Raw genomic sequence first — 15,650 nt, forward strand, 5'->3', positions numbered from 1 at the left:
GATTCAACGATTTAAATCAATAAATGTTTTAATAAAAAAAAATAAATTTAAAAGATTTATTACTAATTTTTTTGTTAAAATTATCTAATATTCTTTAAAACCTTATTATACAGCACAAATCTTATTAAAACAAAAGTAATAATAAATTCCGGTAAAAGATAACTACCATTATATAATGCTGAATACAAATATACATTCATACCTTTTGGAGCATAAGATGCAAAAAATATAACACCGGATAAAAAGTGCGACACAAATCTACCAAAAATACCCAGAAATGACCCTAAAAAAACATTATTTCTAAATAAACCTGCCAGACCTAAAAGCCCAAATGCTAAAGGATAATCAAGGATTACTTGAACAGGATGAACTATATAGGGTTCAACGATTAACTGCAAAAAACCATAAGCGACTCCAGCACTCAAACCCGCGAAGGTCCCATGTCTTAAAGAAAATAAAATAATAGGAACTATACTTCCAAGGGTGACTGAGCCACCATAGGGGGCTTGAAATATTTTTACAAAACTCAATATGAGTGATATTGCTATCATTAATGCTCCTTCGATAAGTACAGTAAAATTTTTGTTTTTCATAAAAAATTCCTCCTTTAACTTAATAAAATTTTAATATAAAAATTTAATATAAAAATAAAAATACCTACCCGAATAGGTAGGCACTTTTATTTTTGATTCAGTGCTTCCCTACGCGGGAATTACCCCGATCAGGTTCATGGGGTCGAAGCATCAATGCTTCCTCTCAGCCCTACGGCTCCCCCAGCACATCAATTTTTTTTATTATAATTATATTATTCGATTTTTCACCATTATACTTAAAATAAAATATTTTTTCAATATCAATTTTGAACGATCAAATTAATTAATACATCAGCTTTAAATAATCCCCCTTCAACTTTTCCTATTATAATTATATCATCCCCTTCTTTAAAATAATCAGAAAACTTGCTAAGTGAAATTGTTCTATTGCCTTTTATTAATAAAGTATTTGTTCCATAATGAATTTCTCTTACTTCCGTACCTTTTTCATTCGTGATTTCTGCTATTATAACCATTATATCTTGATGTATGTATTTTATTTTACCTCTAAAAGCCAAAAGACTTTGCGTTGTAAAAACTTCAACGCTTTTTGCTTCTTCTCCTTCAACAATTGCTCTAATACTATAATCGGGTTTTAAATCATATACCGTAATATTTTTTTTATCTTTTAAAATATCTGTATCCGGAGTAATTACGATATTAACTTCTTCACCTTTTTCATTAAAAATAACTATTTTAGAATAATTTACAGAAGTATGAGAAATTTCTTTTATGGTGCCAGTGATCTCTTTTTTTACCGTCTTAGCCGAGATAGATACTATTCTGTTATATCTAATTACAATGGTCACTTCATCAGATATTTTTAAATCATTTAATTTGGATGTTATTCCATTTTTTATTACTTTTACTTGACTATCTACCTCATATTCCTTTAAATTACCCTCACTATCAATTACAGAAATCAGTGGAACCTTGTTTGCAAAATTAATGGATTTAATTACTCCAAAAATTGTTTTTTCCGCACTTTCTGCAATAATTCTTGTAACACTTCCATTTGTAATCGAGGCGATTACCATGTCTCCTCCCAGAAGCTCGTTAATGCTTGCAGGCTTATCATTTTTTATAGTTTCTATCAAATTGGAAAGTATGTAAGTCTCATTTTCTTTCGATAATGAATTTTCGATTATTATATATGAAGGTGAAACATTCGATACTATCCCTTTTAAAATACCTTTTACTTCTTTATTTTCCCCTGCAACTTCTATCCTCATGATTTTGCCGTTTGATACTGAAATTTTCACTTTTTTACCGATTAGATTCTCGTTTACAGGAATAACATTATTATTCATAAAACATTTGGTATCAGAATTTATTATATAAGAAGAAATGCTACCATCTACTTTTTCTAAAATAAGGTAATTGTTTTGCAGATTTATAGCTTTTATTTTTCCCTCATAGTCTTCTAATTCACTTTCTATTATATTATTGGAATAAATTACTTCTAAATAACTAACATTATTAGACTTTACAATATAATTGACATCCTGATATTTTTTTAAGTCTTTTAATTCTATTTTTAGTAAATTCCCTTTTTCATCTTCTTTGTATATAGAAATATTTTTATCCAGATTATATTTTTTAATAATATTGCCCTGTAAAATTTCTATATTTCCCTCCGATAAATTTAAATTTTCAATTTTACCTTTAAATATCCTCGTATTATTTGTATACTTCACAACTTGATTTAACACTTTAGCAGCCTGTGCACGGGTAATATAATCGTAGGGCTTGAAATTTTCCTTGTCTATACCTGACATAATTTTTTTATCTACAATCAACTGCAGGTATTTTCTTGTCTCAAAGGATAAAGTATAAACATCTTTAAAAGTCAAATTTAAAATCTTAATAGAATTTGCTTCTTTTTCTAAACCTAAGGCTTTAACAATAAAAATTACTGCCTCGTATCTTTTTAAATTTTCTTCTGGCCTAAAATTCTTAAAGTCATCTCCTGTAATAATTCCCTTTTCAATAGAATAAGCTATATATTCTTTTGCCCAACTCTGAATTTTTCCTTGATTGGGAAAATCTTTTGGCAGTAATTTTCCTTTTACTTTGCTCTCTTCTTCCAACGCTTTTATTAGCATTACTATAAATTCCTGCCTTTTTATAGGGTCTGCAGGTGCAAAAATATCTTGGGCTTTTCCAGATACTACTCCTAAATTATACATTTTGTCAATAAATGGTCTTGCCCACTCAAATTTTTTGTCATCCAAATCTTTAAAAGGTAATGCGAACACTATAGTCGGGAAAAATGCAATTAAATAAAAAACCAAGTAAACTACAAAAAATCCTCTTAATAGCTTGTAATATGCTTTTTTCAACATATCAACCCCTTTCCTTTTTTCTTCTATTATTACAATTTCGACAATTATCCATATGTTTCCTTCATTAAAAAAATAAAAAATAGCAGCATTACTCAGCCGCATTCAAAAGATAATTTATAAAGCTTTCAGCATTTGGTGAAAGAGTCCTACCTTTTTTTGTTACTATGTAAAAATCTCTCAGCATTTTAATACCTTTTATTCTAAAAGTTTTTAAAATACCAGTATTTTTATAATCTTCAATGGCCCTATTGGAAATAACTGAAATTCCTACTCCTGCTTTTACAGCCTGTATTATAGCTTCTGTACTGCCTAACTCAGCTATAATTTTTAGTTTTTCAAGAGATAAACCTTTTTGTATTAAATATCTTTCAAAGGCTTTCCTTGTACCTGATTTTTTCTCCCTAATAACCAAAGGATATCTAATAAGTTCTTCAAAATCAATTTCTTCATCGTCGCTCAAATTAAATTTTGAGATTACCACCAATTCATCATTACAAAAGGGGATAAATTCCAGACTGGAATTATTGATAAAAGTGCCTACAATACCTATTTCATTATTTTCCCCCTCGATTGAATTTATTACTTCCATTGAATCCTTTTGTACAATTATAATTTTCAGTTTCGGATGCATTTCTAAAAATTTTTTTATTTTTAATGGTAGTATATATACAGCTGGAACAGAGCTTGAATATAATCTTAATTCCCCCTCTATTTTATTCATATACTTATAAAGTAGGAATAAAGCTTCATCCTTTGTCCTTAAAATTTTGACAGCTCCATTATACAAAATACGACCGAAAGGAGTTAACTCCACTTCCCTTCCTTTTCTATCAAAAAGTTTTACTTCCAACTCTCTTTCTAAGGATAAAATATGTGAACTTATTGTGGGTTGAGTTAAAAATAAAAGGTCAGCAGCTTTAGAAAAACTTTTTGTTTCAGCAACCTTTACAAAAGCTTCTAATTGATGAAAATCCATAAAATCAACCACCCAAAAATTATTTAGATATTTTATAAACTTGAACTTATACCTGTTCCTGCTTAAGATTAATCACATAAATATTATCATAAATTAAAAAAAACTTCTATTTATTAAATTTATAATTTCTATATTTATTATAGAATTTTTCTATTGTTGTTTTGTATTAATTGACAAAAAAAGGTTTTAATGAAATACTCAAAGTATAAGAAAAATATTTAAGAGAAGGGATAATAATGAAATATATTTATTTTGACAATGCTGCAACCTCATATCCCAAACCTATAATGGTTTTAAATGCAATGCAAGAATATTTTTTAAATATAGGGGCTAGCCCCGGACGGGGTGGATATAAAAATAGTATTAACGCAGGGAGGATAATTTTTGAAGCCAGAAGTAAATTAAAAAAACTATTTAATGCCCCAAAGGAAGAAAATATCATTTTTACTTTAAATATTACCCACGCTATAAATTTTTCTTTAAATAGCCTTTTAAAACCAGGGGATCATGTTATAACCAGCTCTATGGAACATAATTCTGTAATAAGGCCCTTAAGGTTCCTTGAAAAAAACAGAAATATCGAATTAAGTATAATAAATTGCAGTAAAGAAGGTATTTTAGATCCCGGTGAAATTAGAAAAGCAATAAAAAGAAATACAAAACTTATTGTTCTAACCCATGCATCCAATGTAACAGGAACAATAATGCCGGTTGAAGAAATATCAAAAATAAAACAAGAATATGAAATTTTTTTACTTCTTGATACCGCCCAGACTGCCGGCTTTTTAGACATTGATTTTAAAAAGCTAAATTTAGATATCTTAGCCTTCACAGGTCATAAAAGTCTTTTAGGACCCCAGGGTACAGGGGGACTTGTCATAAGTGATCCTATGGCAGAAATTCTTATCCCTTTTATACACGGTGGCACGGGCAGTAAATCAGAAAATGAATTTCAGCCGGATTTTCTACCAGATAAATTTGAAGCAGGTACGCCAAACACCATAGGAATTGCAGGACTATCAGCAGCACTTGATTTTTTAGAAAAAGAAAATATAAAAAAAATAAGGGCTCACGAACTGAGATTGACTGAACGATTCATCGAAACCATCAAAGAAATTCCCGAAATAACACTTTACGGCACAGGCAATAAGGATAGAAGAGTATCCACAGTATCTATTACTGTTAAAGATTTTGATCCATCTTTTTTAGCATATAAATTAGATAATATTTACAATATAATGGTACGTCCCGGGCTTCACTGTGCTCCCCTTGCTCATAAAACCATTGGTACGTTTCCTCACGGTACTTTAAGATTTAGCTTTGGTTATTTCAATACTATGGAAGAAGTAGAATTTGCTTTAAAAGCTCTTATTAAAATAATTAAAGAAGGTGAATAGCTTGAAAAATATAAGATTAACAGATCTTTCATGTAGTGCCGGATGAGCATCAAAAGTACCGCCGCAGGTGCTGGCGGAGGTTCTCAAAAATATCCCCGCGATGAAAAATGAATTCCTATTGGTTGGCATAGAAACCTCCGATGATGCTGCAGTATATAAAATTGATGAAACAACAGCTTTAATACACACAATAGATTTTTTTACACCGATAATTGATGATCCATATTTATTTGGTAAAATTGCTGCTTGCAATTCGTTAAGCGATGTATACGCAATGGGAGGCACTCCTTTACTTGCATTAAATATCGTAGGATTTCCGGAAGAATTGGTAGAAGATATTTTGCCTTTAGTATTAAAAGGCGGAGCTGATATGGTAAGAGAATCCGGAGCAATTATAGCTGGCGGTCATACAATAAAAAATCCCGAAGCCTTTTATGGATTATCCGTAATAGGTAAGGTTCATCCTGAAAAAATCACCACTAACTCTCTTTCTAAGCCCGGAGATATCTTAATATTAACTAAACCTATCGGAACGGGAATTATCTCAACTGCTTATAAAGCTCAAATGATAAAAGATGAAATTTTAGAGAAAGCTATAGAAGTAATGTGCACTTTAAATAATAAAGCATCCTATTGCGCCGTTTCAGCCGGAGTAAAAGCTATAACCGATATTACCGGCTTTGGATTACTGGGCCACGCCTTTGAAATGGCAGAGGCTTCTAATGTTTCTTTTGAAATAGAAGTAGATAAAGTACCCATCATTGAGGGAACCCTTGAACTTGCTTCTATTGGATTATTACCAGCAGGCCTTTATGCTAATAAAAAATATTTAAAAGAAAATATCGAATTGAAAAAAGAAGTAAGTGAAGAAATTTTTGATATATTATTTGATCCTCAAACTTCGGGTGGCCTTTTGATTTCTTGCCCCGAAGATAAATTAGATATGTTATATGCTAACTTTAAACAACAAAACTTTAAAGATGCTTATATTATTGGACGTGTCATTGAAAAAAAAGAAAAAAGAATATGTTTAAAATAAAAAGCGAGGGAAATCCCCGCTTCTTATTTTTTATATATTATTTTTTCATCTACACTTTGTATATCATTACATCCTGTTAAAATCATAGCCTGTTTTAGCTCTTTTGCAATTTTTTCTAATATAAATTTAACACCTTCTTTTCCTCCTCCAAAAGCACCTATTATAACTGGTCTACCCACCAGTACCGCATCGGCTCCAAGAGCTAAATATTTTAAAACATCAACTCCGGACCGCACACCACCGTCTGCAAAAATAGTAATCTTGCCTTTTACCTTCTTTGCAATATTTGGTAAGACTTCAGCTACACCCGGCGTATAATCCAGTATTCTCCCACCGTGATTTGACACTACTATAGCTTTGGCTCCCACTTCCACAGCCATTTGTGCCTCATCGACAGTCATGATTCCTTTTAATATAAAAGGGATATTTATTTTTGATATTATTTCCTTTAATTCTTGTTTTGTCTTTGGTCCCACTGGCTGACCCATTAATGCCATAGTTATAAGCCCTGCCCCATCAATATCCACTCCTACTGCTATAGCACCTATTTCTTCCGCTTTCTTAGCCCTTTCAATTATTTCACTGTTTTCCCTGGGTTTAATTATTGCAATCCCTTCACCATTTTCTTCTTTAATAGCTTTTAATCCTGATTCATAAAATACTGGATTTCCTCCATCTCCACACATTCCTATTGTTCCTGCCTCTTTGCTTCCCGATATTACCATTTGTATAAAATCTTCTTCAGAAATTTTAGCTCCCATATTGTAACTTGTTCCGGTAATAGGTGCAGCTAATATGGGCATTGAAAGCTTTTTACCAAATAATTCTATGCAAATATCTGGATCTTTAGCATTGTGAATTGTTCTTAAATTTAATTTTATATTAGAGAGTGCATCGATATTAGCAATAAATGAAGAACCAGTTCCAACCCCTCCCATTCCAGGGACTTCACCTCGACAAGCCTTTCCATCACAGAATGAACAAACGCGACAGAAGCCTTTAAGGTTTTCTTTTGCAACAGACCTTAATTCTTCTAAATTCATAAAAAGCCTCCTTTTCATTAAAGCATTTTATCTTTTTTTATAGTTCTCCTATATATATTATAAAAACTGCTAAATATTAGCACTATATAAAACAAAAAAATCTATCCTTCAAAATTTATGTAAAGCTAAAAAACCTTAATAATTTTTTTTTAAGAAAAAGAGGCTGCTTAGCATATAGTATACAAGAAGCAGCCTCTTTGATTATATTTTTATAGCATTTCTATAAAGGCCTCAATCCTTGTCCTTAGTTGTTCAGTATCACTTTCACTGTAGTCTGTTTCAATGAGTAGATTGGGAATCCCTTCTTTTTCAAGTGCCTTCTTTACATTATAGTATTCTATTGCATAGGTTTGACAGAACTGTAAATTGTAATAGATCACCCCATCTACTTTGTATTCTTTTGCAAGCCTTATTATATCATGGATTCTGTCTTTATTGGGCGTGAAGCAGGCACAGTTAATTTTAAAATATCTTTCTGCGATAGAATTTATTAGTTCATTCATTGACTCGCCTTTTATCTTCACTTCATTTTCAAAATATCTTGTACCTGTGCAGGTTTCTTCCACTACTACAGCAGCATTTAAGCTTTCAATTATATGGTGCAACTTCCAGTTTGGAATAGCCATTGGTGTCCCTGTTATCATTATCCTTTTTGAACTGCTTGGGAATACACCCTCTCCATTTTTTACTCTATCTTCCAATTCGCCACAAATTTCATTTACCTTCTGGGTAAATCTTGCAGGATCATCGTAAAAAGATATCTGGCTAATAAGCAATGCATCCTTTCCGCTTATCGGGACGGGATTTTGTTTTCTTAAATCATATAATCTTTTCAAAGCTCTCCTTTTATTGTTTATTAGCTCAATAGAAGATTTAAGGGCATCTTCTGTAATTTTATTTCCTGTAATTTCTTCTAATTTTTCTTTTAATATTTCAAGTTCTTTAATAAATAAAGAAAATTCTTTTTCTGATTTCATTTGCGGTAAATGTATTACATGGACATCAGCATAATCTTTTAATATTTCCCAAGCTTTTTTCTTACCATCACATGTGGTTTCCCCTATTAACAAGTCGCAGGATTGGAAAAAGGGACATGTTTTTGAAATTTTAGCCCCCATAAAAGACTTAATTAGCGGACATATATTTTTAGGAAGTACCTTTTCACCATCAGGCACCCAAAACTGTGAGCCCCCGCAAAGTCCTACGCCAATAGCATCTGCAGCAAAAATTAATTCATCGGGGACAAATACACAAAAAGTCCCTACTACCTTTTCCCCTTGCGTTTTATGATTTACAAGCTCTTGTGGTCTTAAACCGTGAATAGCAGAAACCACTAAATTAAAATAGTTCATTCCCTGTGGGCGTTTCTCCTGAGATAAATATACTTCTTCATAAAATCCTGGGAGTAATGCACAAAGTTTGTCGTGTTTTTCAAGATCCATACCAAGGGATTCCCATAAGGTTTTATAATCGCTCATTTTTTACCTCCTGTTCTTTTTTAATTTATCTTAAAATTATTCTTCATATCCAATTAGCGCCGCACCAATTGCTGCAGAATATAAAGCATATTCAGGGGTATATATTTTCTTGTTTAATTTTTGTTCCAGTAAAAATTTTAAGTATTGATTTTTTGAAAGACCCCCTGTAAAGCAAATTTTTTCTTCAAAATTAAATTTATAAAGGAAAGTTGTAACCCTTTCCGCTATAGAATTAATTATTCCTGCGATTATTTCTTCTTTAGCTACTCCTTTTGAAGATAGGCTAATAACTTCCGATTCTGCAAAAACAGTGCACATACTATTTATCTTGGCAGGGATAATTGAAATGGGTATGTCTAAATTTTTTATTGCAATATTCATACTTTTTAGAATATATTCCAAAAACTTGCCTGTCCCTGCTGAACATTTGTCATTCATAAAAAATTCCTTGACTTTTCCTGTTTCATCAAGGAAAATAAGTTTACTATCCTGTCCACCTAAATCTATAATAGTTTTTACATCCGGAAAAAGGAATTTTGTCCCTCTTGCATGACATGTAATTTCACTTACTTTTTTACCCGCATAATCAAAAGATACTCTTCCATAACCAGTTGCAACAATCTTATATTCTTTAATAATTTCGTCTATATGACCTTTTGTTAAATATTCCACAGCTTTTTTTGCAGCTTTTTGAGGTTCATACAAAGTAGGAAAAACTACAAAATTCTTTATACTTCCATCAAATAAAACCGCTTTTGTATTTGTAGAACCTATATCAATACCGATAACTTTTTTTGCCATTAATTTTTCATCCTCTTTAAATTGCTTTTTAATACTTAAATTTTCACGTTAATTTTAGCACAAAATGATAAAAAAAGTGATTTGTATATTTAATAACTTTTATATAAGTTATTGATATCTTCAATAATATTTCATCGATAATCCATCATCACTTTTTATACCTTTAAAAATAAAAACCCCTGAAATATATTATCAGGGGCAATTCTTCACAAATATTTATGTTACCTTTTTATTTTATTTTATTTTTAACTATTTTATCAGCTAATTTAATTGCTTCTACTAAACTTTTTTCATTTGCTATTCCTTTTCCGGCTATATCAAAAGCTGTACCGTGATCAACTGATGTTCTTATTATAGGAAGTCCAACAGTAAAATTCACTCCATTTTCTAATCCAAATAATTTTATTGGTATATGTCCTTGATCGTGATACATTGCGACAACTACATCATACTCCCCCTTCAACGCTTTTAGAAAAATTACATCTGCGGGTATAGGACCAACAACGTTAATTCCTTCTTTATTTGCCTCACATATGGCTGGAATTATTTCGTTTATTTCTTCATCACCAAATAATCCTGCTTCTCCACTATGAGGATTTAAAGCCGAGACTCCTATTTTAGGAATGGTTTTGCCTAAAAGTTTTCCTGCTTCCTCTGCAAGATGAATAACTTCTAAAATTTTATCTTTTTTAATATAACTACTTACATTTTTCAGCGCCACATGAGTGGTAACATGTATTACATTCAATTTTCCATTTGTCAAAACCATAGAATATTTTTGAGCCTTAGTTAGATCGGCAATTAATTCGGTATGGCCATTATAATGATACCCTGCCTGGTTTAATGAAGTTTTATTTATAGGAGCAGTAATTACAGCAGATAATTTTTTTTCTAAAGTAAATTGAACAGCTGTATGAATATACTCAAAAGAAGCTTTTCCACAGATCGGATTTATTTTTCCTATTATGAATTCATCTATAGATAAATTATTAACCGGATAAATATTTATAGCTCCATCCTTAAATTCATCTAAATTTTTGATAATATTTATTTCCCTATTTATATTACAGAGATTTATATAGTGCTCTATAATATTTTTTGACCCAAATATCACTATTTTTAGTTTTTCAACTTCATTATTATTAAGTGCTTTAACTATTATTTCCGGGCCTATTCCAGCTGGATCTCCCATTGTTATACCGAAAAACTCTTCCAATTTTTATTCCCCTTTCAGATACCTATAGGAATTGTATAATGTTAATTCATTCCCAAAACCACCAGCTTTAGTAATTATTTTTAACCTTCTAAAAGGACCTTCAAAAAGTTCAATTTCCGGTATTCCTGGTTCTACTTCATTTTTTATTTTTATAATTTTAGAATTTAATTTTTTGACCACGTTAAAAGCTATATCCCCTCCTGTCAATATTAAACCTTTAGGTTTTGTCAGATTTATAACCTTTAAGCTTATTTCTGAAATTTTTTCTGCAATAATTTGACTTATATCTTTTATTTCAATTCCTAATTCTAATGAAATTTTCTTTGCTGTTTCCAAATCTTCTTGCGCCATATAAGATGTAATTATAACATCCTTATCATTATAAGTATTAACAAGGGAATAAATCCTGTTTTTTTCACTTTCTGCCTCATTAAATAAATTATATAAATCAATATTGATTATGGGAATATTTCCTTTTTCAGATAAATTTATCAACTGGGTTATCGTTAAACTCCTTGTACTCCCAGAAACAGTAATAATTTTCCCTTCTTTCTTTATTGATGAGATTAATGCTTCTGCAAGGCCTGCTGAACCAACCCATAAAACCTTTTTATTAGCTTCAGTTACCTTTGTTGCTATTTCTACTAAATCTGAATCTTTTTCAGCATCGAAGGTTAAAGTATTAATATCCTTTAAATTTTTTATTATAATTTCTAAATTCTTAATTTCACTTAAATACACATGCCTTACTTTAAAGACATTATTGCTTAGTAGGATTTTTATATTAGAAACATTAACAGGATTTTTTATATCATTGGCAAATTCAGTTTTATCAACCGGTTTACCATTAACATAATGAACCTCATTTAACGTTATTCGATTATTTTTAGGATAAGCCGGAGCAAAAATAATAAGCTCCGGCTTAAGTTCTTCGTAAAGGGCTATAATTTCTTCAACTATATTACCTCTTAAAGTGGAATCTATTTTTTTATAAATAATCATTTCTTCCAATTCTACGTTTATTAATGCTTTCAATTTGTTTATTGATTCTTTTACTTTGTTATAAGCATTTTCAGGAGATAAACCCCTTGTTTCTGTATCTATTACTAAAGCATCAAATTCAGATTTTGTGAAACCTTCTAAATCTAATAGTGTATACGTCTCAAAGCCCTTTTTTGTTAATTGTACTCCCGTATCGTTTGCACCCGTGAAATCATCAGCTATTATTATAAATTTAAACAATTTAGCTCTCTCCTTTATTTGTCATTATTTCTTTTTTCCCTTTTATCTAAATAAGATACTAATAAGGGGCATAATATTGCAGTTATAATTACAGAAGCCGCTACTTGTGCGGTAGCTGCACCCACTAACGGCGCAAGATTTGGATCAACGGCAGCAACAGCAGCAGGAGTAGCCACTGCATTACCCGCAGTGGTACCAATTGCAGCACCTACTGCCTTGTTTTCTTTAAAGAGAATTTTTATAGTAAAGTAGCCTGCTAATCCGGTAAAAATTACCGTAATTAAGCCTAACAATAGGCCAGGTAATCCCGCTTTAAATATTGTTTTAAAATCAAGGGCAGCTCCAAGGGGAAAGGCAAAGAAAGGAATTAAAAGTCTTTGCCCGGGTTCTAAGAATTTTTTCCAATCCTCATCTAAGTTTCCTAAAATCATTCCTATAATAATTGGAACTATAACGGCGACAAGAGCAATAAAAGGTATATTTGCAAGCCCTGAAACACCCATGGCAACCATAGTCAAAAATGGACCATCATTTATAGACAATATCGCAATCGCACCTACATCAGTAGGATCACCGTATTGTGAAGCTAAAGCGGTGTATAGTCCTCCATTAGAATTTGTAACTGCAGCGATGATTGCCAATGAAGATAGCCCTAAAAGTCCTGCAGTTCCTAAGAATTTGCCAGTAAACCAACCCAATATTGCACCTATCAAAAACTTTACTAAAGTAAGTGCTGTTCCCTTTGCTAAAGAAACTCCTGCTTGCCTTACAGTTATCTGAGCTCCATTGCACAAAAGGAAAAGTGCAATAAGCGGCATAGCACCCTGTTTGAACAAAGCAGTGGTAAAACCTCCAATTTGAAGCACACTTGGGAAAAAAGTATTAATTGTAGCACCAAGAAGCAATGGTATAACCATTAAGCCTCCCGGAACTTTATTAATAGCTTTTAATAATTTCATATAGCCCCTCCTTAAAAAGTTGAAATTAATTTATACATACCAAATTCCCTATGCCTTAAAGTTTCCGCTTTGGTCATTTTGCCGTTGCATACCTCTATCAAAAGATTAAATAATCTTTCACCGGCATCCTTAATTGATTCAATACCCTCTACGATTGTTCCACAGTTAAAATCTATATTATCTTCCATATTTTTATATGTTTCGGGGTTTCCGGTAATTTTTATGACCGGTGCTATAGGTGATCCGGTTGGAGTACCGCGACCTGTGGTAAATATTACAACCTGAGAACCCCCTGCAGTCATTCCAGTAATAGATTCAATATCCTGTCCGGGAGTATCCATAAAATAAAGCCCTTTACCCTGCGGTTCTTCGCCGTATTCTAAAACACCCTGTAAGGGTTTTGTACCCCCTTTATAAATACAACCCAAGGATTTTTCTTCAATAGTACTAATACCACCTTCGATATTTCCTGGTGTAGGCTGTCCGCCTCGCATATCTACTCCCATTGTCTTTGCCTTTTCTTCACACCTTTTAACGATATAAAGTAATTTTTCTCCTACTTCCTTTGTCACAGCCCTTTTTGCGAAAAGATGCTCTGCTCCAATTAATTCTGTAGTTTCTGAAAACATTGATGTCCCACCAAGTTCAACAATTTTGTCGGATACATAGCCTGCTACAGGATTAGAAGCTAAGCCAGAAGTTGTATCAGAACCACCGCATTCAATTGATAATAATAATTCTGAAATATCCACTTCTTCTCTTTCAAATTTACAAATTTCCTGCATCATCTGCCTTGCTATTCTTGTACCTTTTTCTTCTGCTTTCAAAGTTCCTCCGCAATGCTGTATAACAATATAATCTACAAGTTTGCCCGTTTTTGCAATTTCAGCTGCTACATTCTCAGTCGGTACACCTTCACATCCTAAACCTACAACCAATACTGCTCCAACATTCGGATTCTTCCCCAAACCGATTAAAGTATTTTTTATTAATTCAAGATCACCACCAATTTGACAGCACCCGTGCTGATTTGGAATGGCAACAGCACCTTCTACATGGGAAGCTATTCTTTCTGCAACTACACTTGCACATACAGACGAAGGTATTATTAATAAATGATTTCTTATACCTACTTTTCCGTTTTGTCTTACAAAGCCCTTAAATTTCATTTTAATTCCTCCTCCCAATCTCCGCGTCCTCTTAAGCTTTCGATATTATGTACGTGAACATGTTCTCCTTTTTTGATATCAACTGTTGCCCTTCCTATAACTTCCCCGTATTTTATTATTTCTTCCCCCTTTTTAATATCCTTTACAGCAAATTTATGACCGAATTTAATATCTGATAATAGGGTTATTTTTAGATCATAACCTTCAACTTCGATTAATACTTCTTCGCTTGATGATAAATCCTTTACAGCCGTTGCCACATTATCCTTTGGATGTGCAATAACAGCAAATTTTTTCAATTAAAACACCTCCAACAATTTTTTATTTATTTTTTTATTGTTGCAATAACAATGCCAATTAAAAATACATTAAATTTATAAACTCTATCTTTAAGAAACTGTTGCATTCGGCAACAAAAAATAAACCTCTCGATGCATTTTGCATCAAGAGGTCACCATGTCTATATTATACTTTTTCATTTTCCTCCACAATGTTGTACGATGAATTCCGAGTAGTTTAGCTGCTAAGGAAATATTACCTTTAGATTCTGTTAATGCTTTTGAAATTAAATTTTTTTCTTGTTCTTCAATTGACAATTCCTGACTTTTTATTTTGTTTTGATTTATTTCAAAGTATTTAAAAATCAAATCTTCTATACCAATATATTTTCTTTCACAAACTGCACAAGCCCTTTCGATTATACCTTCAAGCTCTCTCACATTACCTGGATAATCTAAGGATAAAAGATAATCTACAGCAGAATGGGTAAAACCTAAGATATTTTTACCTATTAATTTTGAATATTTCTTTAAAAAATATTCTGCTAAAGGTATTATATCTTCCTTTCTTTCTCGAAGAGGAGGTATAAAAAGGGGCAAAATATTTATTCGATAGAATAAATCCTGTCTAAAATTTTCATTATTTACTTCTTTTAATAAATCCCTATTTGTAGCACAAATTATTCTAATATTTATTGGAATTAGCTTATCATCACCGAGGCGCATAACCTTTTTTTCTTGCATTACCCTCAATAATTTAGATTGCAAAGACAATGGCATTTCAGATATTTCATCTAAAAATATTGTTCCATTATGAGCTAACTCAAAAAGGCCAACTTTACCACCTTTTTTGGCACCAGTAAATGCACCTTCTGCATAACCAAATAATTCACTTTCTAAAAGATTTTCAGGCAAAGCTGCACAATTAATCGCAACAAAAGGTCCGTTTTTTCTTTTGCTTTCATTGTGTATACTTTGTGCAAAAATTTCTTTTCCTGTTCCCGATTCACCAAATATCAATATTGTAGAATCAAGTTGAGAATATTTTTTTGCAATTTCGATAGTGTAAAATATTTTTAGGTCGAAAAGGAGGAAAAAGCAGAAAAAATGTAGA

14 protein-coding genes and 1 riboswitch are annotated in these 15,650 nt (G+C 31.7%); of the genes, 2 read left to right on the forward strand and 12 right to left on the reverse strand.

Annotation, left to right across the window (positions count from 1 at the left end):
* Positions 1 to 80: 80 nt before the first annotated feature.
* From thiT to ACPLOV_RS09625, 3 genes are all read right to left on the reverse strand, one after another.
* The gene (thiT, locus tag ACPLOV_RS09615) at positions 81 to 593 is read right to left on the reverse strand and encodes an energy-coupled thiamine transporter ThiT (RefSeq protein WP_424909958.1); all 513 of its coding nucleotides are present in this window, start codon (positions 591 to 593) and stop codon (positions 81 to 83) included.
* An 88-nt stretch (positions 594 to 681) separates the two neighbouring features.
* A riboswitch (TPP riboswitch) is annotated at positions 682 to 785 on the reverse strand.
* A 68-nt stretch (positions 786 to 853) separates the two neighbouring features.
* Positions 854 to 2,938, reverse strand: coding sequence for an S-layer homology domain-containing protein (locus ACPLOV_RS09620; protein WP_424911076.1), 2,085 nt, complete (start codon positions 2,936 to 2,938; stop codon positions 854 to 856).
* A gap of 88 nt (positions 2,939 to 3,026) precedes the next feature.
* A complete protein-coding gene (locus ACPLOV_RS09625) occupies positions 3,027 to 3,914 on the reverse strand; it encodes a selenium metabolism-associated LysR family transcriptional regulator (RefSeq protein WP_424909362.1) in 888 nt (295 codons plus the stop codon).
* Between the two features lie 236 nt (positions 3,915 to 4,150).
* On the opposite strand from ACPLOV_RS09625, the gene ACPLOV_RS09630 reads away from it, so the two are divergent.
* Both ACPLOV_RS09630 and selD read left to right on the forward strand, forming a co-directional pair.
* Positions 4,151 to 5,311 (forward strand): aminotransferase class V-fold PLP-dependent enzyme, encoded by a 1,161-nt coding sequence (locus ACPLOV_RS09630; protein WP_424909363.1) that lies wholly within the window; start codon positions 4,151 to 4,153, stop codon positions 5,309 to 5,311.
* A gap of 1 nt (position 5,312) precedes the next feature.
* Complete coding sequence (gene selD / locus ACPLOV_RS09635) at positions 5,313 to 6,350, forward strand: selenide, water dikinase SelD (RefSeq protein ID WP_424909364.1); 1,038 nt, start codon at positions 5,313 to 5,315, stop codon at positions 6,348 to 6,350.
* A 23-nt stretch (positions 6,351 to 6,373) separates the two neighbouring features.
* Here the strand turns inward: selD and ACPLOV_RS09640 are convergent, their stop codons facing one another.
* From ACPLOV_RS09640 to ACPLOV_RS09680, 9 genes are all read right to left on the reverse strand, one after another.
* Positions 6,374 to 7,393: an alpha-hydroxy-acid oxidizing protein gene (locus ACPLOV_RS09640; RefSeq protein ID WP_424911077.1), complete on the reverse strand. Its 1,020-nt coding sequence runs from the start codon at positions 7,391 to 7,393 to the stop codon at positions 6,374 to 6,376.
* 209 nt (positions 7,394 to 7,602) lie between these two features.
* The gene (locus tag ACPLOV_RS09645; protein WP_424911078.1) at positions 7,603 to 8,871 is read right to left on the reverse strand and encodes a double-cubane-cluster-containing anaerobic reductase; all 1,269 of its coding nucleotides are present in this window, start codon (positions 8,869 to 8,871) and stop codon (positions 7,603 to 7,605) included.
* Between the two features lie 36 nt (positions 8,872 to 8,907).
* Positions 8,908 to 9,672, reverse strand: coding sequence for an acyl-CoA dehydratase activase (locus tag ACPLOV_RS09650; protein WP_424906085.1), 765 nt, complete (start codon positions 9,670 to 9,672; stop codon positions 8,908 to 8,910).
* A gap of 229 nt (positions 9,673 to 9,901) precedes the next feature.
* Positions 9,902 to 10,888, reverse strand: a complete 987-nt coding sequence (gene pdxA / locus ACPLOV_RS09655; protein ID WP_424909366.1) for a 4-hydroxythreonine-4-phosphate dehydrogenase PdxA — start codon at positions 10,886 to 10,888, stop codon at positions 9,902 to 9,904.
* 3 nt (positions 10,889 to 10,891) lie between these two features.
* The gene (locus ACPLOV_RS09660) at positions 10,892 to 12,130 is read right to left on the reverse strand and encodes a four-carbon acid sugar kinase family protein (protein ID WP_424911079.1); all 1,239 of its coding nucleotides are present in this window, start codon (positions 12,128 to 12,130) and stop codon (positions 10,892 to 10,894) included.
* A gap of 14 nt (positions 12,131 to 12,144) precedes the next feature.
* On the reverse strand, positions 12,145 to 13,089 hold the full coding sequence (locus ACPLOV_RS09665) for a 2-keto-3-deoxygluconate permease (protein ID WP_424909368.1): 945 nt from the start codon (positions 13,087 to 13,089) through the stop codon (positions 12,145 to 12,147).
* Positions 13,090 to 13,100: 11 nt separating this feature from the next.
* Positions 13,101 to 14,258: a UxaA family hydrolase gene (locus ACPLOV_RS09670; RefSeq protein ID WP_424906081.1), complete on the reverse strand. Its 1,158-nt coding sequence runs from the start codon at positions 14,256 to 14,258 to the stop codon at positions 13,101 to 13,103.
* Positions 14,255 to 14,557, reverse strand: coding sequence for a UxaA family hydrolase (locus ACPLOV_RS09675; RefSeq protein WP_424909370.1), 303 nt, complete (start codon positions 14,555 to 14,557; stop codon positions 14,255 to 14,257). The genes ACPLOV_RS09670 and ACPLOV_RS09675 overlap by 4 nt, the downstream gene beginning before the upstream one ends.
* 144 nt (positions 14,558 to 14,701) lie before the next feature.
* The coding region (locus ACPLOV_RS09680; RefSeq protein WP_424911080.1) for a sigma-54 interaction domain-containing protein at positions 14,702 to 15,650 on the reverse strand (949 nt) is incomplete at its 5' end.

The sequence above is a fragment of the Thermovenabulum sp. genome, from assembly GCF_049723235.1.
Classification (GTDB): Bacteria; Bacillota; Thermosediminibacteria; order Thermosediminibacterales; family Thermosediminibacteraceae; genus Thermovenabulum.

Excerpts from the sequence above, each read along its gene's own strand:
- thiT (WP_424909958.1), bottom strand. The coding sequence starts at position 593 with ATGAAAAACAAAAATTTTACTGTACTTATCGAAGGAGCATTAATGATA.
- ACPLOV_RS09620 (WP_424911076.1), bottom strand. The coding sequence starts at position 2,938 with ATGTTGAAAAAAGCATATTACAAGCTATTAAGAGGATTTTTTGTAGTT.
- ACPLOV_RS09625 (WP_424909362.1), bottom strand. The coding sequence starts at position 3,914 with ATGGATTTTCATCAATTAGAAGCTTTTGTAAAGGTTGCTGAAACAAAA.
- ACPLOV_RS09630 (WP_424909363.1), top strand. The coding sequence starts at position 4,151 with ATGAAATATATTTATTTTGACAATGCTGCAACCTCATATCCCAAACCT.
- ACPLOV_RS09640 (WP_424911077.1), bottom strand. The coding sequence starts at position 7,393 with ATGAATTTAGAAGAATTAAGGTCTGTTGCAAAAGAAAACCTTAAAGGC.
- ACPLOV_RS09645 (WP_424911078.1), bottom strand. The coding sequence starts at position 8,871 with ATGAGCGATTATAAAACCTTATGGGAATCCCTTGGTATGGATCTTGAA.
- ACPLOV_RS09650 (WP_424906085.1), bottom strand. The coding sequence starts at position 9,672 with ATGGCAAAAAAAGTTATCGGTATTGATATAGGTTCTACAAATACAAAA.
- ACPLOV_RS09665 (WP_424909368.1), bottom strand. The coding sequence starts at position 13,089 with ATGAAATTATTAAAAGCTATTAATAAAGTTCCGGGAGGCTTAATGGTT.
- ACPLOV_RS09670 (WP_424906081.1), bottom strand. The coding sequence starts at position 14,258 with ATGAAATTTAAGGGCTTTGTAAGACAAAACGGAAAAGTAGGTATAAGA.